Source organism: Sinorhizobium glycinis, from assembly GCF_001651865.1.
Taxonomy (GTDB): domain Bacteria; phylum Pseudomonadota; class Alphaproteobacteria; order Rhizobiales; family Rhizobiaceae; genus Sinorhizobium; species Sinorhizobium glycinis.
The window spans coordinates 168,317-191,559 of the sequence record NZ_LPUX01000062.1 but is presented as its reverse complement, the minus strand read 5'-3'; the positions used below and the strand labels follow the sequence as shown (position 1 = coordinate 191,559).

Genomic DNA, 23,243 nt, shown 5'->3' with positions numbered 1-23,243 from the left:
CCTATCGGTCTTTACGCTCGAACGGCGTCTCGGCGACCGGAGTGAGCGCTCGTCCGGTTGAAAACCAGGCCTTCAGATTGTCGACGACCAGATCGGCCATGGCATTGCGGGTGGCGACCGATGCGGACGCGACATGCGGCAGCAGTGAGACGTTCGCAAGAGCAATCAGCGCCTCGGGCACATGCGGTTCGTTTTCGAAAACATCGAGCCCCGCACCAGCGATAGTGCCGCTCCGGAGCGCCGCGATGAGAGCGGTCTCGTCCAGCGTCGAACCGCGGCCGACATTGATCACGACCCCCTGCGGGCCAAGCGCGGCGAAAACGTCCGCATTGACCGCCTTCGCGGTGCTCGGGGTCCCCGGCACAATCACGATCAGCGTGTCGACCGCCTCGGCGAGGCTCAACAGGCTCGGATAATAGGCGAAGGCAAGGTCTTCGCGCGGGGTGCGCGTGTGATAGGCGATCGACACGCGGAACGCCTCAAGCCGGCGGGCGATTGCCAGACCGATCCTGCCAAGGCCGAAAAGACCGACCTTCCGGCCCCTAAGCGACAGCGGCGACAATGGAAAGGCGCCGTCGCGAACCCAGCGGCCCTGACGCAACCATTGCTCCGCCTGCGGCAGCTGGCGCACCGTGTTGAGGAGCAGCCCGATCGCCGTATCGGCGACCTCCTCCGTCAGCACGTCCGGCGTGTTGGTGACGACGATGCCGCGCGCCGCCGCACGGGTGACATCGACTCCGTCATAGCCGACGCCGAAATTCCCGACGATTTCGAGCCGAGGGAAGGCATCCATCAATTCTGTCGGCAGGCGCCCCGAGACCGCAATGCCGGCGACATCCGCCATGTCCGCCGTCACCAGGGCCGCATCGGCGCGCTCGATGCGCACGATCTCGAACATCTCCGGCAATCGTTGGAGGATGCGCGGGTTGATCTTGCCGGGCACGAGGATTTTAGGACGGCTCATCAAGGTTCCCTTTCCGGAGCGTGACGAAAAAGCGGACGATCGCTCCCCGCATCCTGTTCCGACTCGCCGAAATGGATCAAGCCGTTACGCGGAGCGGACCGGTCGACTGGCGGATGCGCATTTCCGGCTTGATCAGGTGGATGCCGTCCGGCTCGTGGCTGCCCGAAAGCTTGTCTAGCAGCGCGCGGGCCGCGCTGCGGCCGACTTCCGCCTGGCCGTTCCAGACGGTCGTCAGCGCCGGCGTCGCGATCGAGGCTTCCTCGAGATCGTCGTAACCGGTGACCGATATATCGACGCCCGGCACGAGGCCGGCGCGGGCGATGCCGTTCATCATGCCGATCGCCACCAGGTCGTTCCAGCAGACCACCGCGGTGGGCTTCTGCGGCAGCGACAGAAGATGCACGGCCGCCTCGAAGCCGCCCTGCTTCGAACGGGGTCCTGGGATTCGCAGGTCCGGATCGACCTCGATATTCGCCTTGCGCAAGGCATTGACATAGCCTTGGTAGCGGTCGCGCCCCGTGGAGGTCTGGTCGGTACCGCCAACCATCGCGATGCAGCGGTGGCCGAGGCCGATCAGGTGGTTGGTGGCAAGCGCGATGCCGTAGGCGTCGTCGCCGCGGAAGATCGGCACGTCGAGCCCCTCGATCGAACGGGCGATCAGGATCGCCGGCATGCCGTTGTCCTCGGCCAGCTGGATATCCTCCGGCGGCGTGCCGATCGCCGGCGACATGATGACGCCGTCACCGCCAAGCTGCAGCAGCGTTTCGATGAAATCGCGCTGCTTGTCGACGGAATCGTAGTGATTGGAAAGAATGAAGGTCTGCTTGTCGCGATCGAGTTCCGCCTCGATCGATTTCAGGATCTCGCCGTAGAACGGGTTCATGATGTCGTGGACGACGACGCCGATGATGCCGGAGCGCGAGGTCCTGAGGCTGGCAGCGCGGCGATTGTAGATGTAGCCGAGGGCGCGCGCCTGTTCCTTGATCTTCTCGCGGGTGGCGATCGCCACAAGCGGGCTGTCTCGCAATGCCAGGGATACGGTCGCCGTCGAAAGTCCGAGAGTTTCCGCGATTGTCGAAAGCTTGACCTTCTGCGCCACCGTGCCCCCCGTGCCCGTCGATTTCTCGGCCCGTTTTAAACCCTCTTTAAACTGTTTAAATCGCCGCTGCAATCGGGAAGTGCGCTAAAGGCGTGCGTCAGTCGGCGCCGCGCGCCGCCTGAAGGTTGCTGTCGACCACGCGCAGGAGTTTCAGAAGTGTGCGCACCTGCTTGTCGGTGAGACCGCGCGTGGCGAGATTTTCGGAATGCTGGCCGGCCTCGACGATCGCCTGCAGGCGGTCGCGCCCCGAGGCCGTCAGGAAGACCTTGGTCAGCCGCGCGTCGTCCTCGTCCGGCCTTCGCTCGAGGAAACCCTGGGCCTCCATGCGGCCGATCGTGCGCGTCATGGTCGGCGCCTTGACACCGAGCCTGGCTGCGAGCGCTCCGGCGGTCAGGCCGTCCGTTTCGGCAAGGGCAAGCATGACGCCGTCCTGGCCCGCATAGAGACCACTTTCAACGAGGTTGCGGGAGAGCACGGTGCGCATCGAGCGGGCAGCCTGGACAAGCAGCGTAGCAAGGTCGTGGTCATGCACTTCTGCAGCTGGTTCGTCTCTCTTCCTGCCGTTCTTGGCCTTCTTTTCGGCTTTGCTCTTCTTGCCCATTGGACCTCCCGCCGAATCCCTTACACTGCCTTTATAGCAATACAGCTTGAGATTACGAACTCTATGACTCAAATAACGATTTTACGACAATCGACGCGGAGGACCGAACGGAAATGTCGCTGCCGAAGCCCCGCTGGGACGACAATCCCGCCGATCTCGCTCCCGCCGGACGGCGGGGTTGGATCGCCGTTCTGCCGCTCGGCGCGCATGAGCAGCACGGGCCGCATCTGCCCTTCGAAACCGATCGGCTGATCGCCGAAGGCATCGTCCGTCGGGTCATTGCAGGGCTGCCCCGTGACCTGCCCGCGACCTTCCTGCCGGTGGAGCCCGTCGGCTATTCGATCGAACATATGGACGTCGCCGGAACCCGGACGCTTGCCTATGACGAAGCGATCTCGCGCTGGCTCGGCATCGCGGAAGACATTAATCGGCTCGGCATCCGCAAGTTCGTGATGCTCAATGCGCATGGCGGCAATTCCCCGCTGATGACCATCGTGGCAACCGAAGCGCGAGTGCGCTTCGGAATGCTTGCGGTCGCGACGGGCTGGACCCGTTTCGGGCAGCCGGCGGGCTGGATAAGCGATGAGGACAAGGCGGTCGACATCCATGGCGGCGACATCGAGACTTCGGTGATGCTGGCACTCCACCCGGACAGGGTGGACATGGCAAAGGCCCGCCTCTTCCCTTCCCGCCAGAGCGAGTTCCAGCACCGGTTCAAGCATCTGCGCGCCTATGGACCGCATGCCTTCGGTTGGAAGATGTCGGATCTCAGCCGGGTGGGCGTGGCCGGCGATGCGGCCGCCGCCACGGCGGAGCGCGGCGAGGCTCTCCTCGGCCATGCGGTCGGCGGCATCATCGAACTGCTCAGGGACGTGCAGGCCTTCGAGATCGACGACTTTGCCTGAGCGGTTCACGGCGGCGAAAAGGCGCGCCGCACATTTGCGCATCGCCGCGCCATCTCCTATATGAGACCCCAACGCAAGATGCCCGCGGCGCATCGCCAATCCTCGAGGCTCCCATGACCGAAACGACCACGCAGAAGCCGATCCCCGTCACCGTGCTCACGGGCTATCTCGGCGCCGGCAAGACGACGCTGCTCAACCGCATCCTCAGCGAAAATCACGGCCGCAAATATGCGGTCATCGTCAACGAATTCGGCGAGATCGGCATCGACAACGACCTGATCGTCGAGTCGGACGAGGAAATCTACGAGATGAACAACGGTTGCGTGTGCTGCACCGTGCGCGGCGACCTGATCCGTGTCGTCGAGGGGCTGATGCGCCGTCCCGGCCGCTTCGACGCGATAATCGTCGAGACGACCGGCCTTGCCGATCCGGTGCCGGTCGCCCAGACCTTCTTCATGGATGACGACGTGCGCGCCAAGACCGAGCTCGACGCCGTCGTCGCGCTCGTCGATGCCAAGCACCTGCCGCTCCGGCTGAAGGACAGCCGCGAGGCGGAAGACCAGATCGCCTTTGCCGATGTGGTGCTGCTCAACAAGACCGATCTCGTGACGCCCGAAGAACTCGAGCGCATCGAGGCGACCGTTCGCGTGATCAATCCCTCCGCCCGCATTTACCGGACGCAGCGGTCGGAGATCGATCTCGGCAAAGTACTAGACCAGGGCGCCTTCAACCTCGAAAAGGCGCTGGAGAACGATCCGCACTTCCTCGACCACGACGAGCATGACGATCACGTCTGTGGGCCCGACTGCGATCACGACCATCATCATCACGATCATGACCATCACCACCATGATCACGACCACGATCATCATCATCATCACCACGATCATGCCCCGTCTCCGATTCACGACGTGACGGTGCAGTCGATCTCGTTGCGCGGCGGCGAGATGAACCCGGACCGTTTCTTCCCGTGGATCCAGAAGATCACCCAGACGGACGGCCCGAACATCCTGCGCCTCAAGGGCATCATCGCCTTTGCCGGCGATGCGGAGCGCTATGTGGTGCAGGGCGTTCACATGATCATCGAGGGCGACCACCAGCGGCCTTGGAAGGAAGGCGAGAAGCGCGAGACCCGCCTCGTCTTCATCGGCCGAGACCTCGACCGCGAGAAGCTCGAGCGCACCTTCAAGGCATGCGAAGTCCAGGCATGATCCCGGACAGTGGTCACCGGTTTCCGAAACAGATCATGCTGAAACAAGAGAGCCTAGCCAACTGATGCCGACCGTCGCTCCGCTCGATCTCGAAGGCCACGTCGTCGGCGTCGCCTTTCTCAAGGACATTCCCTTTTTCGCCGGAGCCGCCGGCACCATCCACCGTCTCGATCAGGGCCACAAGACGACCGAGCTGCACGACGGCCTGCTATCGCTGGCCTATGACGAGGCAACCGATACGCTCTTGACCGGCGGCGAGGACGGCAAGGTGATGCGCGTTTCGGCCGACGGAACGGCGAGCCTTGTCGCCGAGACACCGCGCAAATGGATTTCGAAAGTCGCCGCCGGGCCGCAGAGGGCGGTCGCCTTTGCCTATGGCAAGACGAGCTATGTCCGCCTTGCCGACGGCACCACGAAGGAATTCCCCGAGGAACGCACCGTCGAGGGCATCGCCTTCGCCCCCAAGGGCCTGCGCATCGCGGTTGCGCGCTATAATGGCGTGTCGCTGCACTGGGTGGGAATGGCCGGCCAGCCGGTCGACCTTGAATGGAAGGGCGCGCATACGGACGTCAGCTTTTCGCCTGACGGCCGCTTCGTCGTTACCACCATGCAGGAGAATGCGCTGCATGGCTGGAAGCTCGATGCGAAGCCGGGGGCCGAGGCGCGGCACATGCGCATGACCGGCTACCCTGCCAAGGTGAAGTCGCTTTCCTGGTCCGCCAAGGGCAAATGGCTTGCCTCCTCAGGCGCGCCGGCGGCGATCGTCTGGCCGTTCCAGGGCAAGGACGGGCCGATGGGCAAGGCGCCGCTCGAACTCGGCACGCGTGGCAACACAATGGTGACGACGGTCGCCTGCCACCCTGCCGAGGACATCGTCGCCATCGGCTATGAGGACGGCATGATCATCGCCGCCCGTTTCGCCGACAGCAAGGAAGTGCTGCTGCGCCGCCCCGGAAAGGGCGCGATCACCGCCATGGCCTGGAACAGGAGCGGCCGGCAGCTTGCCTTCGGCTCGGCTGCCGGCGATTGCGGCGTGGTGGACCTTGCGGGATAGAGAGGATTTGCGGACGCAATAGCCCCTCACCCTAGCCCTTACCCTAGCCCTCTCCCCGCTATGCGGGGAGAGGGGACAAGGCGGCGCGGCATACCCCTTCGCCCCGCTTTGTGGGAGAAGGTGCCGGCAGGCGGATGAGGGGCCAACGTCAACTCTCGTTCGCCAAACCTCACCACTCCAGTTCCAGATGCGGCCGCCCGTTCGAGGTCTTTTCGATCGTCCGTCCGCTCTCGTCTATCGTCGCCGTCACTCGCTGACGGAAGGCCGAGAAGCTTTCGAAGGTGACGACATCCACCGGCTCGTCGAACTTGAATGTTAGGCGATAGCGCCCCGGCTGTGCGGTCAGCGCCTGGGCCGAAAGGATTTCGCCCTCAAATGCCTGGCCGAGATACTGGCCCCTCACCCGCGCGCCGAGCATCCACGGGTTGAAGGGCGGCCGGTTGCCGGCGGCGGCGTAAAGCGTGTTCCAGTCCCGATAGCCGTATTGCGCGGCGATCAGCTCGAGGGATTTCGAATGCCCGATCTGCTCGCCGCCGGCGGCAAGCCGGGCGCGCAAGCGTTTGGCCTGGGCCTTCAGCGTATCCAATGATGGAAGGGTGCGCGATCCTTGCGTCATGACAGGGTCTCCTGCTCAGGCATGCGCTCGTTTGGATGGTGCCCGCATTGCCATCGGTTCGCATGCCTCGCGGCGTGACCGAGTCGAAAAGAGGGACTTCACCAAAGCTTGACGCTCGCGGACGGCTGGGGCCCTCGCCCGCCGCCTCCATAGGCGAAGCGGCGCAGGCTGTCAAATGTTCCGGTGACGCCACGGCAGGCTCGCGCCACCGAGCCACGCAATTCCTCGTTGCAGCGCTTTCGAAGATGTGGAACGACTATGTCACGCGAGAGAGGAGATTTCCATGAACGAGACGACCATCCTTGCATTCGCCGCGGTCGCCTTCATCGGCATCGCAACACCAGGCCCGACCGTGCTCCTGGCGCTGACCAACGGGTCGCGCTATGGCGTTCGCCGCGCTGGCTACGGAATGATCGGTGCTGTGCTCTCGGATTTCGTGCTGATCGGAGCGGTGGCGCTCGGCCTCGGCGCGCTGCTCGCCGCGTCGGAGTTCTGGTTCACGGTGGTCAAATGGCTGGGCGCCGCCTATCTCGCCGTTCTGGGCGTCCAGTTGCTGCGCTCCCGCGGCACGCTCGACATCGCATCGCAGGACGTACAGGCGGTCGGTCCCGGCACGCCGCGCGCAGTCTTCCTGAAGAGTTTTCTCGTCGCCGTCACCAATCCCAAGGGTTACCTGTTCTTTTCCGCCTTCCTGCCGCAGTTCATCGACCCCGCGCTGCCACAAGCGCAACAATACGCCGTGCTCGCCCTCGTCTTCGCATCGATCGATTTCATGGTGATGTGCGGCTATGCGCTGCTTGGCTCGCAGGCCGTGCGCTTCCTGAAGCGGTCCGGCGCGATCTGGCTCGACCGGGTGTGCGGCGGTGCGCTTCTGGCGCTTGCCGGATCGCTGGCCTTCTATCGGCGCGCAACCTCTTGAGGGCTCCACGAACGAGCTGCCTTCAACTCGTGAGTACGGCCCCAAAAATGACAGCGCTCCCGCCTCGCGACGGGAGCGCTGTTCATGTCGCCTCCGCAGGGTGAGAGGCGGAAGAAACGTCAGGCGGCGCGCTCGACCGGCGGCAGCGCGAGCTTCCGGCCGCTGGCGACCAGCATGCCGGCCGCACCCTCGAGCCAGCCTTCCTTGAGTTCGAGCGCCAGGAAGCGGTTGCGCTCGAACGGGCCGGGCATAACGAGGTGCTGCGTCCGCTCCGCGAAGAAGCCGAAACGCTCGTAGTAGGGGGCATCGCCGACAAGCAGGATGGCGCCGTGGCCGCGGCTCGTCGCTTCCTCGATTGCCGCACGCATCAGCATGCCGCCGATCCCCTTGCCCTCATGCGCCGGGTCGACGGCCAGCGGCCCGAGGAGCAGTGCCGGCACGGCCTGCCCTTCGCGGGTGACACCGGCCTCGATATCCCAGAGACGCACGGTGCCGATGACGTGTCCGTCGACGTCGCGCGCCACAAGGGCAAGGCCCTCGGCCGGCACACGGCCGCGCCGCAGCTTTTCCGACGACTTCTTGCGGCGGCCGGGGCCCATGGCCCGGTCGAGCAGGTTTTCGCGCGCGACGACGTCGCCCGGATTTTCGGAATCGATCACAAAGGTGGATGGCGCGAAGAACGCGCGCAGGGTGTCAACAACAGCGGCCATCGGGGCCTCCCGTCATCAAAACCGCTTCAGGCGGACCAAAGATGATTGTGAAGTCGCCGCTCCCGCGGCAAAGCGGGAGCAGGCAGGGTCAGATCACATAGGCCTTCAGCGGCTCGAAGCCATTGAAGGCGACAGCCGAGTAGGTCGTCGTGTAGGCGCCGGTGCCTTCGATCAGAACCTCGTCGCCGATCGTCAGAGAGATCGGCAGCGGGTACATGTTCTTCTCGTAGAGCACGTCGGCCGAATCGCAGGTCGGGCCGGCAAGCACGCAGGGCTCCATCGCGTCGGCGTCCCGCGCCGTGCGGATCGGATAGCGGATCGCCTCGTCCATCGTCTCGGCGAGACCGCCGAACTTGCCGATGTCGAGGAAGACCCAGCGGTGGCTGTCATTGTCCGACTTCTTCGAGACAAGGACGACCTCCGCCTTGATCACGCCGGCATTGCCGACCATGCCGCGGCCCGGCTCGATGATCGTCTCCGGGATGTTGTTGCCGAAGTGCTTCTTCAGCGCACCGAAGATCGCCTGGCCATAGGCTTCGGCCGACGGAACGTCCCTGAGGTACTTCGTCGGGAAGCCGCCGCCCATATTGACCATCTTGAGCTCGATGCCCTGCTTGGCGAGCTGCACGAAGACGCGCTTGGCGTCGGCGAGCGCCGCATCCCAGGCGTCGAGCTTCGTCATCTGCGAGCCGACATGGAACGACACGCCGTAGGAGACGAGGCCGAGCTGGTGCGCATAGACGAGCACGTCGACGGCCATCTGCGGCACGCAACCGAACTTGCGCGACAGCGGCCACTCGGCGCCTTCGCCGTCCGTCAGGACGCGGCAGAAGACACGGGCGCCCGGAGCGGCGCGCGCCACCTTCTCGACCTCTTCATGGCTGTCGACCGCGAAGAGGTTGATCCCCAGCGCATGGGCACGCGCAATGTCGCGCTCCTTCTTGATGGTGTTGCCATAAGAAATGCGGCTCGGGGTCGCACCGGCTTCGAGGGCCATTTCGATTTCGGCGACGGAGGCGCAATCGAAATTGGAGCCGAGACCGGCGAGAAGACGCAGGATTTCCGGCGCCGGATTGGCCTTCACGGCGTAGTAAATCGCGCTGTCCGGCAGCGCGTGACGGAAGGCCTTGAAATTGTCGCGCACGATGTCGAGGTCGACAACGAGGCAGGGGCCTTCGGGTCGTCGGGTGTTGAGGAAGTCGATGATGCGTGCGGTGGTCATGGCCTTATTCCCCGATCCATTAAACTCCACGACTGTGGAGGACAAAGGGCATACGCGCGCTTGCACTGGAACCAGCCGGTGGAGACCCCGGAACCATGCATGCGCTCGATGCGCGTAACGGTGAATCGAAGCCCGCAAAGGCTAAGACTCGGCTTTGTCTGCCATGGATTGGAGGGAATAACCCAACCGCACTTCCGGCAATGAAGGTGTGCCTCTTCAGTAACCCCGGCTGTTGGAGAGCCGGCAGACACCAGAAAGGCCCGCACCGTCGTTGCTTCAAGATGTCCTCGCATTTCCCGGTTGGCCGGAATAGCGACTGGAGGGGTTAGTTCCAGGTACCTTACCGAGATCCTCACCTAATCGAGGGTCGGCGGACACCCACAGGCACGTGCGACTTTGGGCAAGGGCGTAGGTAAGAAAAATCACTGTCGTAATCAAGAGTTTTTTCCATTTCGCCCCTAATTTTTTCTGGACCGGGCCAGGGCGGGAGTGTTCACTTTAGATGAACGATTGCAGCCGCGCCGTTGCGCGCCGCGGAGATATCCCAAACCGGGGATTCGATGGAGCTTTCCGGCTCCCGCGGGTCAGAACAGAAAGACGAATCATGGACACCTTGACCCGGATCCGCGCCTTCATCGACGTCGTGGACGCAGAGGGTTTCTCGGCCGCCGCCCGGCGCGTCGGCAAATCCAAGGCGCTGCTGTCGAAATATGTCCGCGAGCTCGAAGACGAGCTCGGCGCGCTGCTCCTCAACCGCACGACTCGGCAGTTCTCGCTGACCGAGGCCGGTCACACCTACTACCGCTCCGCCTCCGAAATCCTGAAGGAGATCGACAATCTTGCCGATCTCGTCCGCGCCAACAATTCGGACCTGCGCGGACGGCTTCGAATCACCGTGCCGCGGACCTTCGTCGATGCCGAGATCGGCCAGTCGCTGATCGATTTCGGCCGGCAGCACCCGGAATTGTCGCTGGAAATCGTTTCCGACGACCGCTTCATCGACCTCGTCGAAGAGGGGTTCGATGTGGCTATCCGCATCACCCGGCTCGAGGACTCGACGCTGATCGCCCGCAAGCTCGACGACTTCCAGATTCTGGTCTGCGCCTCGCCGGACTTCATGGCGAAGACCGGTCCGTTCGCGCACCCGAGCGAGCTTTCGAAGATACCCTGCATCCTCGATACGAACGGCCGGTCCTATTCGAACTGGCGTTTCATCGAGCCGGACGGGTCGCCATTCACGGTTCCGGTGAGCGGTCCGATCGAGGTCAACAGCCCGCTTGCCGCAGCCCGCGCCGCAGTGACCGGCATCGGGGTCGCGGTCCTCCCCGACTTCATCGCTCGGCCGAGGATCCTGTCCGGCGAGCTCGTGACGCTCTTCGACGGCTACGTGCCCAAGGACCGCGGCATCTACGCGATCTATCCGCACCGGCGTTATCTGCCGACCAAGGTGCGTACCTTCGTGGATTTTCTCCACGGCTGGTTCCGCAATACGCAATGAAGGCGCCGCAGCCTTTGGGGGGCAATCAAAGCTTTGCTCCGCCAAGTCCCAATTCCGTCCCATTTTCGGTACATTCGAGGGGCGAATCGTCCGGTCCGCTTCGACCGAAAAGGATTTCCCGTTTCAATGAACACACAACGCCTCGTCCTGGCCGGCCTTGCGACGCTCTTGACGCCCGAGCTCGCTGCCGCCCATCCGCATATTTTCGCCGAAGCGCGGCTGGAGATCGTCTCGGACGACCAGGGGAATATTGGCGAGCTGCGTAACGTCTGGCGGTTCGACGAGTTGTTCTCGGCAAGCGTCGTGCTCGACTTCGACAAGAATTCCAACGCCACGCTTGACCCGGACGAGTTGAAAGAGGTCGGCCAAACGGTGCTCGAGTCGCTTTCGGAGTACAACTACTACACGACGATTTCCGACAATGGAAAATCGGTGAAGGTCAACAAGCCCGACAGCATCACCGTCGATTACAAGGACAACCAGCTCCTGATGATGTTCGCGGTCAAGCCGGCCGAGGCGATGCCGCTCAAAGGCAAGCTGTCCTTCGGCGTCTACGACCCGACCATGTACACGGCCATGGACTTCCCGACCGATGACGACCTCACCGTCGTCGGCGAGAAGATCGAGGCGTGCAAGCATCAGGTCGTGCGGCCGGATCCGGACGAGGTGCTGGCCGAGAACAAGGACACGCTCACCGACGCCTTCTGGAACGATCCGACCGGCACCGACATGTCGAAACTCTTCGCAACGAGGATCGAGGTCACATGCTGAACGTCCGAAGGACCGGCCGCCTGTTGGCGGCTGCACTTTTGTTGACGACAATATCGGCGACGCTCGCTCTCGCGCAATCGCCGCTCGGCATCGGCTCCGCCGAGCCTTCGATACAGACCACCGGCATCTTCGGCGGGTTTTTCGCCTGGGTGAACATGGAGCAGCAGAGCTTCTATCGGCTGCTGACCGGCGCGCTCAAGGACATGCGCGAGAACCCCTGGCAGCTCTGGTCGCTGATCGGCCTTTCCTTCGCCTATGGCGTCTTCCACGCGGCCGGCCCCGGCCACGGCAAGGCAGTGATTTCCTCCTACATGATCGCCAATGAGACGGAACTGAAACGCGGCGTCCTCCTGTCGTTCCTTTCCTCGATCCTGCAGGGCGTCGTGGCAATCCTGTTGATCGGCGCCGTCTACCTCGTGCTGCGCGGCTCCTCCATCAGCATGACGCGCGCGACCCATTCGCTCGAGGTCGCAAGCTACGCGCTGATCGCGGCCTTCGGCGGCTGGCTCGTCTTCCGCAAACTCAGGTCAATGACGCGGCCGGCGCCGGCGATTGCCGGCGGGCACGCCCACCACGATCGTGGGCAGCATAGCCACGATCACTCGCATCATCATCATCACCCTGTTCAAGCACACGCACATGGCCCCGGCGAGGTCTGCGCCACCTGCGGCCACGCCCATGCGCCCGACCCGGCGCTGCTGAAAGGCGATCGCTTTGCGCTCAGCGAAGCCTGGTCGGCAATCGTCGCGGTCGGCCTGCGCCCCTGCTCCGGTGCCCTGATCGTACTTTCCTTCGCGCTCCTCAACGGGCTCTATCTGGGCGGGGTCCTTTCGGTCTTCGCCATGTCGATCGGCACTGCGATCACCGTGTCGATCCTCGCCACCATGGCCGTCACAGCCAAGGGCTTTGCGCTGCGTTATGCCGCCAGCCAATCGGCAGCGGCACGCATCTCGAACGGCATCGAAATCGCCGGTGCGCTGCTGGTTCTGATTCTGGGGCTTGTTCTGTTGGGTGCTGCCCTGCAGGGGTGAGAGAGTTTCCAAAAACTCTCCGTCCGCTGCTGCCCCTCATCCCGCTGCCGCGACCTTCTCCCCGTTTGACGGGGAGAAGGGATATGCCGCGCCGCCAATGTCCCCTCTCCCCGTTCTGACGGGGAGAGGGTTAGTCCTCGGGTTAAACCCGAGGAGAGGGGCGATTCCTCGACGGCATCCCAAGTCTGCGACATTACCGAATCGGCGCAATCACAGCCCTTTGCGCCGCTGATGGCGGGCGCGGAGCCAGAAGATCAGGAAGAAGCCGAGCACGAAGAGCGCGCCGACGCCGGCGGCGAGCCATGGGGAAACGTCGCCGAGCCGGACTATGATCGACGGCAGCACGAAGAAGCCGATGCCGACGACTGCCATAATGATCGCGGCCGCGATCGCCGGCGACTTTTCCTTCTTCTCCGGTATGTTCACGCCCGCTCCTTTTTCGCGAGTCCGGCGCGGATGTCCTCAAGACGCCGCTTCTGGCGCCCCTCGCTATCGAAATTGTCCGGCGAAAGCCAGCCCTCGAAAGCGGCCTTGAGGAGCGGCCATTCGCCATCGATCATCGAGAACCAGGCCGTGTCGCGATTGGCGTGCTTGGAGATCATGTGCTGGCGGAAAATGCCCTCGAAAGTGAAGCCGAGCCTGAGCGCCGTCTTGCGGCTCGGCTGGTTCTCGCTGTGGCATTTCCACTCGTAGCGGCGATAGCCGAGATCCTCGAAAACGTGCCTCGCCAACAGGTAGTGCGCTTCCGTTGAAAGCGGCGACCGCGCCATGGCCGGGCCGTGCGCGACACCGCCGACCTCGACGACGCCATTGGCGGGGTCCGCACGCATGTAGTTCGCCATGCCGACGACCATGCCGGTCGCGCTCTCGCGAAACACCTCGGTGATCCAGCCCGACTTCGACTGAACCGCGGAGAGCCAGGCATCGAAGGCGCCGATTCCCGGAAAATCGTCCTGCGTGAAATATTTGAGCAGCGGGTTGATCGCCAGGCCGCCGAAGGCGTCGTGCCAGAGCGGTTCCAGATGCGCCGCCCGGTCATAGGGCTCCAGCCGGACATACCGGCCTTCGATCGAGACCGGCTGCGGCGCCGGGCATCCCTTCCAATTGGCAAGATCGCGCATCGGTCACTCCCTGCGTTTCACTTGCTTCGGCAATAGGGCAGACGCCAACCCGTTTCAAATTCAATCTGGTGATCGAACCATGAGCGGAACGGATACGCTCGGTTCATTTCGCGCTGCATCTCAGACGGATACCTTTGCCGCCGAAACCGTCGCCTCGATGTGGTCGACGAGCGCATCGGCAAGTCCAAGCCGGCCGGCGAGAAGATCGAGATAGCCGCGCTCCGCCCGGCCATCCGGCTCGATCGCAAGCCGCGACGCCGTATAGATCTCGACCCGCTCCTCCTCCGTCTCGCCGGCAGCGACGATGGCGTCCAGATCGATCGGATTGGCGAGCTCCGCTTCCAGGAAAGCCGCAGCATCCGCGGAGAGACCCGAAACGGAGAGCTTGTCCATGATGCGGCCGCGCTCGGTCTCGTCGATATGGCCGTCCGCCCGGGCGGCGGCGATCATGGCGCGGACGAGCACCAGCGCGAAGTCGTTGCTGAGCGCTTCCGGCGCCGCGAAGCCGGAATCGGCCGGCGGTGCGGAAAGTTCGGCGGGTGCGCGGGACGCCGGCTGCGGCGCCTGGCCGGCCTGGTAGTTCTTGTAGGCCTGGTAGCCGAGGCCGGCGATCGCCGCCAGACCGCCGAGAACAGCCGCATTGCCCGCCAGCTTGCGTCCCGACTTGGTGCCGAGCAGTACCGCCGCGATCGCGCCGGTCGCCAGCGGATTGTCCTTGGCGAGCTTGGTCACCTGATCGGCGCGGCCGCCAACCGTTCCGCCGGCACCGGGCAGCTGCGAACCCAGGAACTGATCCAGCAATTTCTTCGCGTCGAACATCGGCCTCGCTCCTTGGAATTGACGCGCGGAAGCTCTCGCCTCGCCACGTCGTTGCGGAGTGAGACATAGGAACCGCGAGGCGAAAATACAAATGGGCGCCGGACACGAAAAAGCCGGACGTGCGCCCGGCTTCTTGTGGGTTGTCAGTTTGGCCCTGTCAGCCCTTGAGCGCAAAAGCCTCGGCGGCAAGCTTGGTGATGCCGGCCCAGTCGCCCCTGGCGACCAGGTCCTTCGGCGCCACCCAGGAACCGCCGACGCAGACGACGTTCGGCAGCGAAAGATAGTCGCGCGCATTGCCGAGCGAAATCCCGCCGGTCGGGCAGAACAAGGTGCCGGCAAGCGGCGAGGACAGCGACTTCAGATAGGCGGCACCGCCGGCCTGTTCGGCCGGGAAGAACTTCATGACGTCGTAGCCTTCCTCGCGCAGCCCCATCACTTCGCTCGCCGTTGCCGCCCCCGGCAGCAGCGGCACGGCGTGGTCGTTGGCGACATCGATCAGCTCCTGTGTCGTGCCGGGGCTGACGATGAACTCGGAACCGGCCTTCACTGCGTCTTCGAACTGGGCGGCGTTGAGAATGGTGCCGGCGCCGGCAACCGCGCCTTCGACCTCGTTCGCCACGGCGCGGATCGCCTCGAGCGCCGCCGGCGTGCGCAGCGTGATCTCGATCGCCTTCAAGCCGCCGGCGACGAGCGCCCGCGCGAGCGGAACTGCGGTTGCCGCATCGTCGATCACCAGCACCGGCACCACCGGTTGCAGCTTGAGGATGGAAAGAAGCTTGTCGGTCTTCGCGCTCATGCCCGCCGTCCTTTTAAAACGATTGAATCTGCACTCGCATACTCCGGCCGCCTGTCATTGTCGAGACCGAAAGGCGCGGTACGGCCCAGCCGAACAAAAGCAGACGGCTAAATCTCATCTGCAACGAAGAGATGACTTGAGCCTAACCCGCAATGCGATAGTTTGATGACGGTCGACCTCAACGTGGCAGGACATCCATGGCGAAGGAGATAGAGCGCAAGTTCCTGGTCGTTTCCGACGGCTGGCGGCAGCAGGCGGACAAGGGTATCAAGCTTCGTCAGGCCTATGTCGCGACCATGGAGGATCGTTCGGTACGGGTTCGGATCCACGGCAACAAATGGGCGCGCCTTACCGTCAAGATCGGCAAGTCGTCGCTCGTCCGCAACGAGTATGAATACGACCTGCCGATGGAGGATGCCCGCGAGTTGCTGGCCCAGGCGATCGGCGTCGTGATCGAGAAGCGCCGCTATCGCGTGCCGCACAAGGGCTTCACCTGGGAGGTGGATGTCTACGAGGGAGCGCTCGAAGGCCTCGTGGTCGCCGAGGTGGAGATGAAGAAGGAAACGGACCTGCCCGCGCTGCCGGAGTGGCTCGGGCGCGAGATCACGGGCGACCGCCGCTATTCCAATCAGGCGCTGGCCACCGAGGGACTCTTGGTCGCGCAACCATGACCTACGCCTTCAATCCGAGCCACCCCTTCACCGAGGACTTTCGTGCCGTCGGTGCCGAGCAGATCGAGTGCGCGGTGGCGGTGCTTCAGGATCAGCCGGCGGGCGTGCACGAGGCCATCCACGACGCCCGCAAGAATTTCAAGCGCCTGCGCTCGCTCTACCGGCTCGTCGCCTCGGACGCACCTCTTTTTCAGAAGCAGGAAAACGCCCGAATCCGGAACATGGCACGGAACCTCTCGACCGTCCGCGACGCCGCAGCCCTCGTTGAAAACGCCAACTACCTGCGCGGCTATGCGGCAAGCGAAGAGCAGCAATTGGCCCTCGATACGGTCTGCTTGATCCTTGCCGACCGCCGCGACCGGATTGCCGAGGGCGAGACCGATCTCGACGGAAAGATCGAGGCGACCATCGCCAGTTGCGAGCAGGCGCTTGCGGCTCTCGCGCTTGTTTCCTTTCACGACGGCAAGCGAAAATCCGCCCGCCGGATGGAGGAAGGTTGGCGGCGGACACTGAAGCGCGCGGCGCGTGCCAGGGCCACCTGCGAAACGAGTACGGAGGCCGCGTTCCTCCACGAGTTGCGCAAGCGTGCCCAGGATTACAGGATGCATCTGGCGCTCCTGCGCGAGGCATGGCCCTCGGCCATGGAGGCGAAGAGGGCGGCTGCCAAGGAACTGGTCGAGGTGCTTGGTCATTTGAACGACCTCGCCACGATGACCTGTCTCATCGACGAAGAGCCGGAACTCGCCGGAGACAGCCAGAATCAAGCGCATCTGCTTTCCGCCGTCATTGCTCGGCAAGCGGAACTGAGGCCGGAAGCCTTGCGGCGGGCCGAGGCAGTCTTCCTGGACGCCCCTGAGTGGGAAAGCAGAACGGTAGAGCTGCTGTGGCTCAAGGCGGGGCGGTAGCGTGAGCCGAAGGTGCGCGCGATCCGCCGCAATTGCGCTTGGCGCCCGAAAGCTGTATCTGCGTGCCCATGACCGACATGTTCACGACACCGCGCCCGGAGCCGCAGGGCCAGTTTCTGGTGGCCGCGCTCTACCATTTCGTTTCCTTCCCGCGCTTCGGCGACTTCCGCGCGCCGCTGCAGGCGATCTGCGACGCCAGCGGCGTGAAGGGAACGCTGCTCCTCGCGCATGAAGGCATCAACGGCACGATCGCCGGCACCGACGAGGGCATTGCGACAGTGCTTGCCTATCTGCGCGCACAGCCCGAATTCACCAGCCTCGAGCACAAGGAAAGCCGGGCCTCGGCCATGCCCTTCCTGCGCATGAAGGTGCGGCTGAAGAAGGAGATCGTCACCATGGGCGTCGAGACCGTCGACCCCAACAAAGTGGTCGGCACCTATGTGGAGCCGCAGGACTGGAACGCGCTGATCTCCGATCCCGAAACGCTGGTTATCGACACGCGCAACGACTACGAGACGGCGATCGGCCTCTTCCGCGGCGCCGTGGATCCGAAGACCAAGACGTTCCGCGAGTTTCCCGACTGGGTCCGCAATCACACCGGCCTGCACAACAAGCCGAAGATCGCCATGTACTGCACCGGCGGCATCCGCTGCGAGAAGGCGACCGCCTTCATGAAGGAACAGGGCTTCGAGGAGGTGTACCACCTCAAGGGCGGCATCCTCAAATACCTTGAGGAGGTCCCGGCCGAGCAAAGCCTCTGGGACGGCGCCTGCTTCGTCTTCGACGAACGCGTATCCGTCACGCATGGTCTTGCGGAAGGCGAGCACACGCTCTGTCATGCCTGCCGCCAGCCGCTGACGGCCGAGGACCTCCTGTCGCCGCTTCACGAGGAGGGCGTCTCCTGCGTCCATTGCCATGAGGTACGCACTGACGAGGACCGCGAGCGCTACCGCGAGCGGCAGCGGCAGATCGCTCTGGCAAAGAAGCGCGGCGAGCGGCATTTGGGAAGCTGAACGGTCCGCCCCTCATCCGGCCTGCCGGCCACCTTCTCCCGCAAGCGGGGCGAAGGAGACTCGCAGCACCCTCTGAAGTCCCCTCTCCCCGCGTGCGGGGAGAGGGTTAGTCCTCGGGTTAAACCCGAGGAGAGGGGCAAATCAGAGTCGTAACCAAGGGCCCACAAGCCAGCATCAAATCTCAATCACTGCCGCTTCTTCTCGCGCCTCGATCGCGAGGTATCCGGCCCCGGTGATCGCCGCCCAATCCGCCTCGCTGGCAAGGACCACGGGACAGGTCTTGCCATAAAGTTCGGCCGCGACCATCGCCCCGACGGTGACGATCGCGTCGCCCGCCAGCAGCACGATACCTGCCGGACCGGTGCCGCGCCGCAGCGCTTCCGCCAGCACCGAGCTCCCGGAGCTCGATCCGCGCCCTGCCCGCATCACCAGGATCCGGCCGTTCATCACGTCGTTCCTCTCGGGATGCCACTGGTCGATGATCCGGCCGGTCGCCGAGTCGAGACCGCCCCAGAAGCTCAGAGGCTCGGAAAGCACCAGCGTTTCTGCCTGCGCCGATCCACTCACCAGCGTCGTCGCCTCAAGTCGCACCGTCACAGTCGCACCAGCTTTCCGGCTCGGGCCGATGCGACGCAGTCCGCGAGCGATCCGAAGGCGACATCGACGCCGATGTTACCGGGCGCGTAGTAGGCCCACTTGCCGGAATTGGTCATGACGGTGCCGGACAGGTCGCGCATCACCGTCGTCACATAGGTGCAGGTATCGATGACCAGCGTCACCCCGGCTGCCCGCAGGCGCTCCTCCCAGCCGCGTCGCTGCAGCTCCTCGAGCACTGCCCGATGGGTGTTGACATAGACGTCGATCATCGGCCGCACGCCGTCGATCAACGGCATCAGCCGCTCGAACTCGGCAAGCGAGAAATGCGGCGTGCCCAGGCTGACGGCGGTCAGCGGCGTTCCGTCCGGAACGGTCGAAAGCTTGCGCACAGTCTCACGGAGATCCTCCGCCGTGAGCCGGATCACCTCTTCCGGCGCTCGGCCCTGGAAAGCCGCATCGACGGTCGGCGCCTCCGGCGTCAGACCGACTGCATGGAAAAGCGCAACAGCACCCGCGGAAGCGGCTACGGCGCCGAGCGCCTTCAGATCGTCCTCGCTCGTCGAGGCCGGCAGACCGGTGATCGCCGGCACCCGGTCGCCGCAGCGCCGGCCGACCGCATGCCCGACGGCGACGCAGGCAAGCCCTGCTTCCGCCCATTCCTCAGGCACGCTCTCGACCTCGACAAGGATGCGCGCGCGGCGGTTCTCGCCGACATGAAGGCCGTAATAGGGCGCGCGACCGGTCAAAGCGCAACAGAGGTCGATGAAATCGCCGTAGCGGTTGGTGCGGGCGCCGAGCACGGAATTGGCAAAGACGATGGCGTTCGACTCGGCCCAGGCGATCTGGGCGCCGAAGCGCGGCCGGAAGATCGTCTGATAGGGCGCACAGGTGAAGGTCGGCACGCAGCCGAGTTCCTCATGCGCCTTCATCAGCCGCGCCCCGCCCCGGCCGACCTGGTCGCTGCCGACGAAAAGCTCCGGATGGATGAGATCGACGGAGCCGACATTCAGCGTCGTCGGCACGCGAACGCGGCCGCCGAGCCGCAGCAGATGCTCGACGAAATCGAGGCTCACCTCGCCGAGATAGAGACAGCCGTCGATATGCGCCGCTTCGATATCTACGAAGCGCGCCGCGCCGACGGCCTCGGCGAAGCGGACAAGCAGCCGCATGGCGAAGGCGGCAGCCTCGCCCTCGTCGCCCGCAAGAAGCAACTGGTCGAAGGTGGAAAGCTGAACACGCATGTCGACGTTAGACGTGAGCCTCGCCCGGTTGTCAATTCAGGCCTTTCAGACCGGCAGCATCTCGTACTCGTCCACGCGAAGGGCGGGCGGGTCCCAATGCGGGCGGCTCCGGGTGAAGACCGCATTTGTCGGTTCAAACAACGCGGTGTCGTCGAGCGTGCCCGCAAAAACCGTCCATTGGTCGTCATCCGCCGGGCCTGAAGCGAACATCTGGCTGCCGCAGGCAGGGCAGAAATGACAGGTCGACACGTTGCCGCTTTCGGCCAAGGTCTGGAAGGAGCGCAGCTCGCCCGCGTAGTCGACATCGACACGCGAGAAGATCATATAGCAGCTGTGACCGGTCCCGGTGGTCCGCTGGCAATCGCGGCAATGGCAGAATCCGGAATAGATCGGTGCTCGCTTCGCCTCATAGCGCACCGCGCCGCACAGACATTGACCCTTCATGTGTTGCCTCCCTCGAAAGCGGGAAGAAATAGCGCTGTGTCTGCGTCGATCAATGGAAGCCGCGTGTCAGGATTCGCAGCCTTGCATACTGGGATTCGCCCCTCATCCGGCCTGCCGGCCACCTTCTCCTCGCAAGCGGGGCGAACGGGACTCGCGGCGCCGCTCGAGCCCTTCTTTTCCGCGTGCCCGGTTAGTTCAGACATCAATAGTAGCGGCGCTGTCGGTGTCCCCTCGCCCCGCTTGCGGGGAGAGGGTTAGTAGTCCTCGGGTTAAACCCGAGGAGAGGGGCAATCGACGCGAGGGGAGATCCGCCTCAATTCACCAGCCGGCGATGACCGAACCCTTGAAGGTGTCGTTGACGAACGTCTTCACGGTGTCGTTGTGATAGGACTCGATCAGCGTCTTCACCCAGGGCGCGTCCTTGTCCTTGCCGTTGATGGCGATGATGTTGACATAAGGCGCCTTCTCGCCTTCGCGGGCGATCGGATCCTTGGAGGGGTCGAGGCCGGCTTCGAGCGCATAGTTGGTGTTGATGACGGCAGCATCAACGTCGTCGAGCGAGCGCGGCAGCTGCGCGGCATCGAGTTCGGCGAAGGTGAGGTTCTTCGGATTTTCGGCCACGTCGGCCGGGCCGACCTTGAGGCCTGCACCGTCCTTGAGCTTGATCAAGCCCTTGTCGGCAAGGATCAGCAGCGCGCGGCCGCCGTTGGTGGGATCGTTCGGGATCGCGACCGTCGCACCGTCGGCAAGCTCTTCGAGGCTCTTGACCTTCTTCGAATAGACGCCCATCGGGAAGTTGACGGTATAGGCGACACTGACGATGTCGTAGCCGCGGTCGGCGACTTGATTGTCGAGATAGGGCTTGTGTTGGAAGGAGTTGGCATTGAGCTCGCCATCGGCGAGCGCCTGGTTCGGCACGACATAGTCGGAGAATTCGAGGATCTCGATGTCGAGCCCCTTGCCGGCTGCCACTTCCTTGACCTTTTCCATAATCTGGGCGTGCGGGCCGGGTGTCACGCCGACCTTGATCGTTTCGGCGCTTGCTGACCCGGCCGCGAAGGCAAGGGCGAGCGATGCTGCGAGGAGGAATTTCTTCATGGGAGGCTCCTTGTTATCTGAAGGAAGTCGCGTGTGGGAGGGAAAATCAGGTCTTGCGGCTGCGCTTGTCGAAGCGGCGCGCCAGGCGGTCGCCGGCACTCTGGACGAGTTGCACGAGCACGATCAGCACGATCACGACGATCAGCATGACGTCGGGCATGAAGCGCTGGTAGCCGTAGCGGATGCCGAGATCGCCGAGGCCGCCGCCGCCGACGGCGCCGACCATCGCCGAATAGCCGATCAGGCTGACGATCGTCATGGTGAGCGCCAGCGTCAGCGCCGGCCGCGCCTCGGCAAGCAGCACCTTGAAGACGATCTGCATCGGGGTGGCACCCATGGCGCGCGCCGCCTCGATCAGCCCCTTGTCGACGTCTCGGATCGCCGCTTCGACGAGACGGGCGAAGAACGGAATGGTCGCGATCGTCAGCGGCACGATCGCCGCCTTGGTACCGATCGAGGTGCCGGTGACCAGCCTGGTGAACGGGATGATCGCCACCACCAGGATGATGAACGGCGTCGATCGCGTCGCATTGACGATAAGTCCCGTGGCGCGGTTGACATTGGGCGCCGGAAACAGCTCGCCCTTGCCGCTGGTCGCCAGGAAGATGCCGATCGGCAATCCGATCAGCGCGCCGATGAAGCCGGCGATCGCCACCATCCGCAATGTGTCGAGCGTTGCCTTGCCGATGAGCAGCAGCAGATCAGGCGACATAGCCGAGCACCTCCGTGACCAGCCCGTTCTCGGAGAAGAAGCGTTCGGCCTTCTCTACGGTTTCAGGATCCGCGCCATAAGCGACGACGAGCGACCCGTAGGGCTTGCCGCCGATCTCGTCGATCGTACCGGCGATGATGTTGACCTCGGCGCCGATCGACTGGATGAGCTGCGAAATCAGCGGCCGCTCCGCTGCTGCCCCGAAGAAGGTCAGCCGCACGACGACGCGGTCGCCGGGTGCGGCGGCAGGTTTCAGCCCCCTGGCAATGGCCTCGGGGAGTTTCGACCCCGGCAGCCCGGAAAGCAGTGCCTGCGTCGTCGCGTGCTTCGGATGGGTGAAGACGTCGAAGGTATGGCCGCGTTCGACGATCTCGCCCTTGTCGATCACCGCCACATCGGAGGTCACAGCCTTCACCACCTCCATCTCATGGGTGATGAGCAGCACTGTCAGCCCGAGCTCGGCATTGATGCGCTTCAGGAGCTCGAGGATCGACTGGGTCGTTTCGGGGTCGAGCGCCGACGTCGCCTCGTCGGAGAGCAACAGCTTCGGCTCGGTCGCCAGCGCCCGGGCAATGCCGATCCGCTGCTTCTGACCGCCGGAAAGCTCGGCGGGGTAGCGGCCATGCTTGTCGGCGAGGCCAACGAGGTCGAGAAGCGGCCGCACCCGCGCTTCGATTGCCCGGCGGTCCATGCCGGAGATTTCCAGCGGCAGCGCGACATTGCCGAAGACGGTCCGCGACGACAGCACGTTGAAGTGCTGGAAGATCATGCCGACCGAGCGCCGCAGATTGCGCAATCCGCCCTCGTCGAGCGCGCCGACATCGACACCGTCGACGCGCACCTTGCCGCTCGACGGTTTCTCCAGCCCATTGACCAGCCGGATCAGCGTGGACTTGCCGGCGCCGGACCGGCCGATGATGCCGGTGATCGAGCCGCGCGCGACCGTCAGGCTGACATTGTTGAGCGCCGTGAAGGCAACGCTTTCGCCGGACGCCGGGAAGTGCTTGGAAACGCCGTCGAAGGCGACGGCGGCATCGTCCCTGGCAATCGTGGATGCAGGAATGGTCATTGTCCGGTCGCCTCCGGTGGAGGGATTACAGCGATATCAGGATACATGATGCTCTCGGATGTTCGAAATTCTTGTCTCCGGCCGTAGGCCGGGAGCGGTGAATGCGCCTCAGGCCGGCATTCGGTAGCGCATTCGAAACGGAGAGCAACTTTCTAT

26 protein-coding genes are annotated in these 23,243 nt (G+C 64.1%); 10 read left to right on the top strand and 16 right to left on the bottom strand.

Annotated elements, in window-relative coordinates; all coding sequences use genetic code 11:
• Position 1: 1 nt before the first annotated feature.
• The 3 genes from AU381_RS19050 to AU381_RS19040 form a co-directional block, all read right to left on the bottom strand.
• Complete coding sequence (locus tag AU381_RS19050) at positions 2-964, bottom strand: 2-hydroxyacid dehydrogenase (protein WP_064243310.1); 963 nt, start codon at positions 962-964, stop codon at positions 2-4.
• 76 nt (positions 965-1,040) lie between these two features.
• Positions 1,041-2,063, bottom strand: coding sequence for a LacI family DNA-binding transcriptional regulator (locus tag AU381_RS19045; protein ID WP_064243309.1), 1,023 nt, complete (start codon positions 2,061-2,063; stop codon positions 1,041-1,043).
• 97 nt (positions 2,064-2,160) lie between these two features.
• On the bottom strand, positions 2,161-2,664 hold the full coding sequence (locus AU381_RS19040) for a MarR family winged helix-turn-helix transcriptional regulator (protein WP_064243308.1): 504 nt from the start codon (positions 2,662-2,664) through the stop codon (positions 2,161-2,163).
• A gap of 113 nt (positions 2,665-2,777) precedes the next feature.
• Between AU381_RS19040 and AU381_RS19035 the strand changes: the two genes are divergently transcribed.
• The 3 genes from AU381_RS19035 (at position 2,778) to AU381_RS19025 (ending at position 5,834) form a co-directional block, all read left to right on the top strand.
• Positions 2,778-3,569, top strand: a complete 792-nt coding sequence (locus AU381_RS19035) for a creatininase family protein (RefSeq protein ID WP_064243307.1) — start codon at positions 2,778-2,780, stop codon at positions 3,567-3,569.
• A 113-nt stretch (positions 3,570-3,682) separates the two neighbouring features.
• Positions 3,683-4,780, top strand: coding sequence for a CobW family GTP-binding protein (locus AU381_RS19030; RefSeq protein ID WP_064243306.1), 1,098 nt, complete (start codon positions 3,683-3,685; stop codon positions 4,778-4,780).
• Between the two features lie 64 nt (positions 4,781-4,844).
• Complete coding sequence (locus AU381_RS19025; RefSeq protein ID WP_064243305.1) at positions 4,845-5,834, top strand: WD40 repeat domain-containing protein; 990 nt, start codon at positions 4,845-4,847, stop codon at positions 5,832-5,834.
• 169 nt (positions 5,835-6,003) lie between these two features.
• Here AU381_RS19025 and AU381_RS19020 read toward each other — a convergent pair whose 3' ends face one another.
• Positions 6,004-6,450, bottom strand: a complete 447-nt coding sequence (locus tag AU381_RS19020) for a glyoxalase superfamily protein (protein WP_064243304.1) — start codon at positions 6,448-6,450, stop codon at positions 6,004-6,006.
• Positions 6,451-6,733: 283 nt separating this feature from the next.
• On the opposite strand from AU381_RS19020, the gene AU381_RS19015 reads away from it, so the two are divergent.
• Entirely contained in the window at positions 6,734-7,369 is a 636-nt protein-coding gene (locus AU381_RS19015) for a LysE family translocator (protein ID WP_064243303.1), read from the top strand.
• 119 nt (positions 7,370-7,488) lie between these two features.
• Here the strand turns inward: AU381_RS19015 and AU381_RS19010 are convergent, their stop codons facing one another.
• Together AU381_RS19010 and odc2 are read right to left on the bottom strand one after the other, a co-directional pair.
• Positions 7,489-8,079, bottom strand: a complete 591-nt coding sequence (locus tag AU381_RS19010; RefSeq protein ID WP_064243302.1) for a GNAT family N-acetyltransferase — start codon at positions 8,077-8,079, stop codon at positions 7,489-7,491.
• A gap of 88 nt (positions 8,080-8,167) precedes the next feature.
• On the bottom strand, positions 8,168-9,301 hold the full coding sequence (odc2, locus tag AU381_RS19005; protein ID WP_064243301.1) for an ornithine/lysine decarboxylase: 1,134 nt from the start codon (positions 9,299-9,301) through the stop codon (positions 8,168-8,170).
• Positions 9,302-9,905: 604 nt separating this feature from the next.
• Between odc2 and AU381_RS19000 the strand changes: the two genes are divergently transcribed.
• From AU381_RS19000 to AU381_RS18990, 3 genes are all read left to right on the top strand, one after another.
• Positions 9,906-10,799 (top strand): LysR family transcriptional regulator, encoded by an 894-nt coding sequence (locus AU381_RS19000; protein ID WP_064243300.1) that lies wholly within the window; start codon positions 9,906-9,908, stop codon positions 10,797-10,799.
• Between the two features lie 126 nt (positions 10,800-10,925).
• Positions 10,926-11,570, top strand: coding sequence for a DUF1007 family protein (locus tag AU381_RS18995; protein ID WP_064243299.1), 645 nt, complete (start codon positions 10,926-10,928; stop codon positions 11,568-11,570).
• Complete coding sequence (locus tag AU381_RS18990; RefSeq protein ID WP_064243298.1) at positions 11,564-12,601, top strand: nickel/cobalt transporter; 1,038 nt, start codon at positions 11,564-11,566, stop codon at positions 12,599-12,601. The genes AU381_RS18995 and AU381_RS18990 overlap by 7 nt, the downstream gene beginning before the upstream one ends.
• 210 nt (positions 12,602-12,811) lie before the next feature.
• Here AU381_RS18990 and AU381_RS18985 read toward each other — a convergent pair whose 3' ends face one another.
• The 4 genes from AU381_RS18985 to AU381_RS18970 form a co-directional block, all read right to left on the bottom strand.
• Positions 12,812-13,027, bottom strand: coding sequence for a hypothetical protein (locus AU381_RS18985; protein WP_064243297.1), 216 nt, complete (start codon positions 13,025-13,027; stop codon positions 12,812-12,814).
• Entirely contained in the window at positions 13,024-13,722 is a 699-nt protein-coding gene (locus tag AU381_RS18980) for a GNAT family N-acetyltransferase (RefSeq protein ID WP_064243296.1), read from the bottom strand. The genes AU381_RS18985 and AU381_RS18980 overlap by 4 nt, the downstream gene beginning before the upstream one ends.
• A gap of 120 nt (positions 13,723-13,842) precedes the next feature.
• Positions 13,843-14,541, bottom strand: a complete 699-nt coding sequence (locus AU381_RS18975) for a tellurite resistance TerB family protein (RefSeq protein WP_064243295.1) — start codon at positions 14,539-14,541, stop codon at positions 13,843-13,845.
• 157 nt (positions 14,542-14,698) lie between these two features.
• Positions 14,699-15,337: a 2-dehydro-3-deoxy-phosphogluconate aldolase gene (locus AU381_RS18970; protein WP_064243294.1), complete on the bottom strand. Its 639-nt coding sequence runs from the start codon at positions 15,335-15,337 to the stop codon at positions 14,699-14,701.
• 197 nt (positions 15,338-15,534) lie between these two features.
• On the opposite strand from AU381_RS18970, the gene AU381_RS18965 reads away from it, so the two are divergent.
• The 3 genes from AU381_RS18965 to trhO all read left to right on the top strand — a co-directional run bounded on the left by AU381_RS18965 (position 15,535) and on the right by trhO (position 17,926).
• Complete coding sequence (locus tag AU381_RS18965; RefSeq protein WP_064243293.1) at positions 15,535-16,008, top strand: CYTH domain-containing protein; 474 nt, start codon at positions 15,535-15,537, stop codon at positions 16,006-16,008.
• The gene (locus AU381_RS18960; RefSeq protein WP_064243292.1) at positions 16,005-16,913 is read left to right on the top strand and encodes a CHAD domain-containing protein; all 909 of its coding nucleotides are present in this window, start codon (positions 16,005-16,007) and stop codon (positions 16,911-16,913) included. Before AU381_RS18965 ends, AU381_RS18960 begins: the two co-directional genes overlap by 4 nt.
• 68 nt (positions 16,914-16,981) lie before the next feature.
• Positions 16,982-17,926 (top strand): oxygen-dependent tRNA uridine(34) hydroxylase TrhO, encoded by a 945-nt coding sequence (trhO, locus tag AU381_RS18955; RefSeq protein WP_064243291.1) that lies wholly within the window; start codon positions 16,982-16,984, stop codon positions 17,924-17,926.
• A gap of 174 nt (positions 17,927-18,100) precedes the next feature.
• Here the strand turns inward: trhO and AU381_RS18950 are convergent, their stop codons facing one another.
• From AU381_RS18950 to AU381_RS18925, 6 genes are all read right to left on the bottom strand, one after another.
• Positions 18,101-18,523 carry an aconitase X swivel domain-containing protein gene (locus tag AU381_RS18950; protein WP_064243290.1) on the bottom strand — a complete coding sequence of 141 codons (423 nt, stop codon included), beginning with the start codon at positions 18,521-18,523 and terminating at the stop codon, positions 18,101-18,103.
• Positions 18,520-19,764, bottom strand: a complete 1,245-nt coding sequence (locus tag AU381_RS18945) for an aconitase X (protein ID WP_064243289.1) — start codon at positions 19,762-19,764, stop codon at positions 18,520-18,522. Before AU381_RS18945 ends, AU381_RS18950 begins: the two co-directional genes overlap by 4 nt.
• A gap of 45 nt (positions 19,765-19,809) precedes the next feature.
• Positions 19,810-20,208: a GFA family protein gene (locus AU381_RS18940; protein WP_064243288.1), complete on the bottom strand. Its 399-nt coding sequence runs from the start codon at positions 20,206-20,208 to the stop codon at positions 19,810-19,812.
• A gap of 318 nt (positions 20,209-20,526) precedes the next feature.
• On the bottom strand, positions 20,527-21,306 hold the full coding sequence (locus AU381_RS18935) for a MetQ/NlpA family ABC transporter substrate-binding protein (protein WP_064243287.1): 780 nt from the start codon (positions 21,304-21,306) through the stop codon (positions 20,527-20,529).
• Between the two features lie 46 nt (positions 21,307-21,352).
• A complete protein-coding gene (locus AU381_RS18930) occupies positions 21,353-22,018 on the bottom strand; it encodes a methionine ABC transporter permease (protein ID WP_064243286.1) in 666 nt (221 codons plus the stop codon).
• On the bottom strand, positions 22,008-23,087 hold the full coding sequence (locus AU381_RS18925; protein ID WP_064243285.1) for a methionine ABC transporter ATP-binding protein: 1,080 nt from the start codon (positions 23,085-23,087) through the stop codon (positions 22,008-22,010). Before AU381_RS18925 ends, AU381_RS18930 begins: the two co-directional genes overlap by 11 nt.
• Positions 23,088-23,243 lie beyond the last annotated feature (156 nt).

Bases quoted from the DNA above. Each gene is read 5' to 3' on its own strand.
- AU381_RS19050 (WP_064243310.1), bottom strand. From the start codon at position 964: ATGAGCCGTCCTAAAATCCTCGTGCCCGGCAAGATCAACCCGCGCATC.
- AU381_RS19040 (WP_064243308.1), bottom strand. From the start codon at position 2,664: ATGGGCAAGAAGAGCAAAGCCGAAAAGAAGGCCAAGAACGGCAGGAAG.
- AU381_RS19035 (WP_064243307.1), top strand. From the start codon at position 2,778: ATGTCGCTGCCGAAGCCCCGCTGGGACGACAATCCCGCCGATCTCGCT.
- AU381_RS19030 (WP_064243306.1), top strand. From the start codon at position 3,683: ATGACCGAAACGACCACGCAGAAGCCGATCCCCGTCACCGTGCTCACG.
- AU381_RS19025 (WP_064243305.1), top strand. From the start codon at position 4,845: ATGCCGACCGTCGCTCCGCTCGATCTCGAAGGCCACGTCGTCGGCGTC.
- AU381_RS19020 (WP_064243304.1), bottom strand. From the start codon at position 6,450: ATGACGCAAGGATCGCGCACCCTTCCATCATTGGATACGCTGAAGGCC.
- AU381_RS19015 (WP_064243303.1), top strand. From the start codon at position 6,734: ATGAACGAGACGACCATCCTTGCATTCGCCGCGGTCGCCTTCATCGGC.
- AU381_RS19010 (WP_064243302.1), bottom strand. From the start codon at position 8,079: ATGGCCGCTGTTGTTGACACCCTGCGCGCGTTCTTCGCGCCATCCACC.
- odc2 (WP_064243301.1), bottom strand. From the start codon at position 9,301: ATGACCACCGCACGCATCATCGACTTCCTCAACACCCGACGACCCGAA.
- AU381_RS19000 (WP_064243300.1), top strand. From the start codon at position 9,906: ATGGACACCTTGACCCGGATCCGCGCCTTCATCGACGTCGTGGACGCA.
- AU381_RS18995 (WP_064243299.1), top strand. From the start codon at position 10,926: ATGAACACACAACGCCTCGTCCTGGCCGGCCTTGCGACGCTCTTGACG.
- AU381_RS18990 (WP_064243298.1), top strand. From the start codon at position 11,564: ATGCTGAACGTCCGAAGGACCGGCCGCCTGTTGGCGGCTGCACTTTTG.
- AU381_RS18980 (WP_064243296.1), bottom strand. From the start codon at position 13,722: ATGCGCGATCTTGCCAATTGGAAGGGATGCCCGGCGCCGCAGCCGGTC.
- AU381_RS18975 (WP_064243295.1), bottom strand. From the start codon at position 14,541: ATGTTCGACGCGAAGAAATTGCTGGATCAGTTCCTGGGTTCGCAGCTG.
- AU381_RS18970 (WP_064243294.1), bottom strand. From the start codon at position 15,337: ATGAGCGCGAAGACCGACAAGCTTCTTTCCATCCTCAAGCTGCAACCG.
- AU381_RS18965 (WP_064243293.1), top strand. From the start codon at position 15,535: ATGGCGAAGGAGATAGAGCGCAAGTTCCTGGTCGTTTCCGACGGCTGG.
- AU381_RS18960 (WP_064243292.1), top strand. From the start codon at position 16,005: ATGACCTACGCCTTCAATCCGAGCCACCCCTTCACCGAGGACTTTCGT.
- trhO (WP_064243291.1), top strand. From the start codon at position 16,982: ATGACCGACATGTTCACGACACCGCGCCCGGAGCCGCAGGGCCAGTTT.
- AU381_RS18945 (WP_064243289.1), bottom strand. From the start codon at position 19,764: ATGCGTGTTCAGCTTTCCACCTTCGACCAGTTGCTTCTTGCGGGCGAC.
- AU381_RS18940 (WP_064243288.1), bottom strand. From the start codon at position 20,208: ATGAAGGGTCAATGTCTGTGCGGCGCGGTGCGCTATGAGGCGAAGCGA.
- AU381_RS18935 (WP_064243287.1), bottom strand. From the start codon at position 21,306: ATGAAGAAATTCCTCCTCGCAGCATCGCTCGCCCTTGCCTTCGCGGCC.
- AU381_RS18930 (WP_064243286.1), bottom strand. From the start codon at position 22,018: ATGTCGCCTGATCTGCTGCTGCTCATCGGCAAGGCAACGCTCGACACA.
- AU381_RS18925 (WP_064243285.1), bottom strand. From the start codon at position 23,087: ATGACCATTCCTGCATCCACGATTGCCAGGGACGATGCCGCCGTCGCC.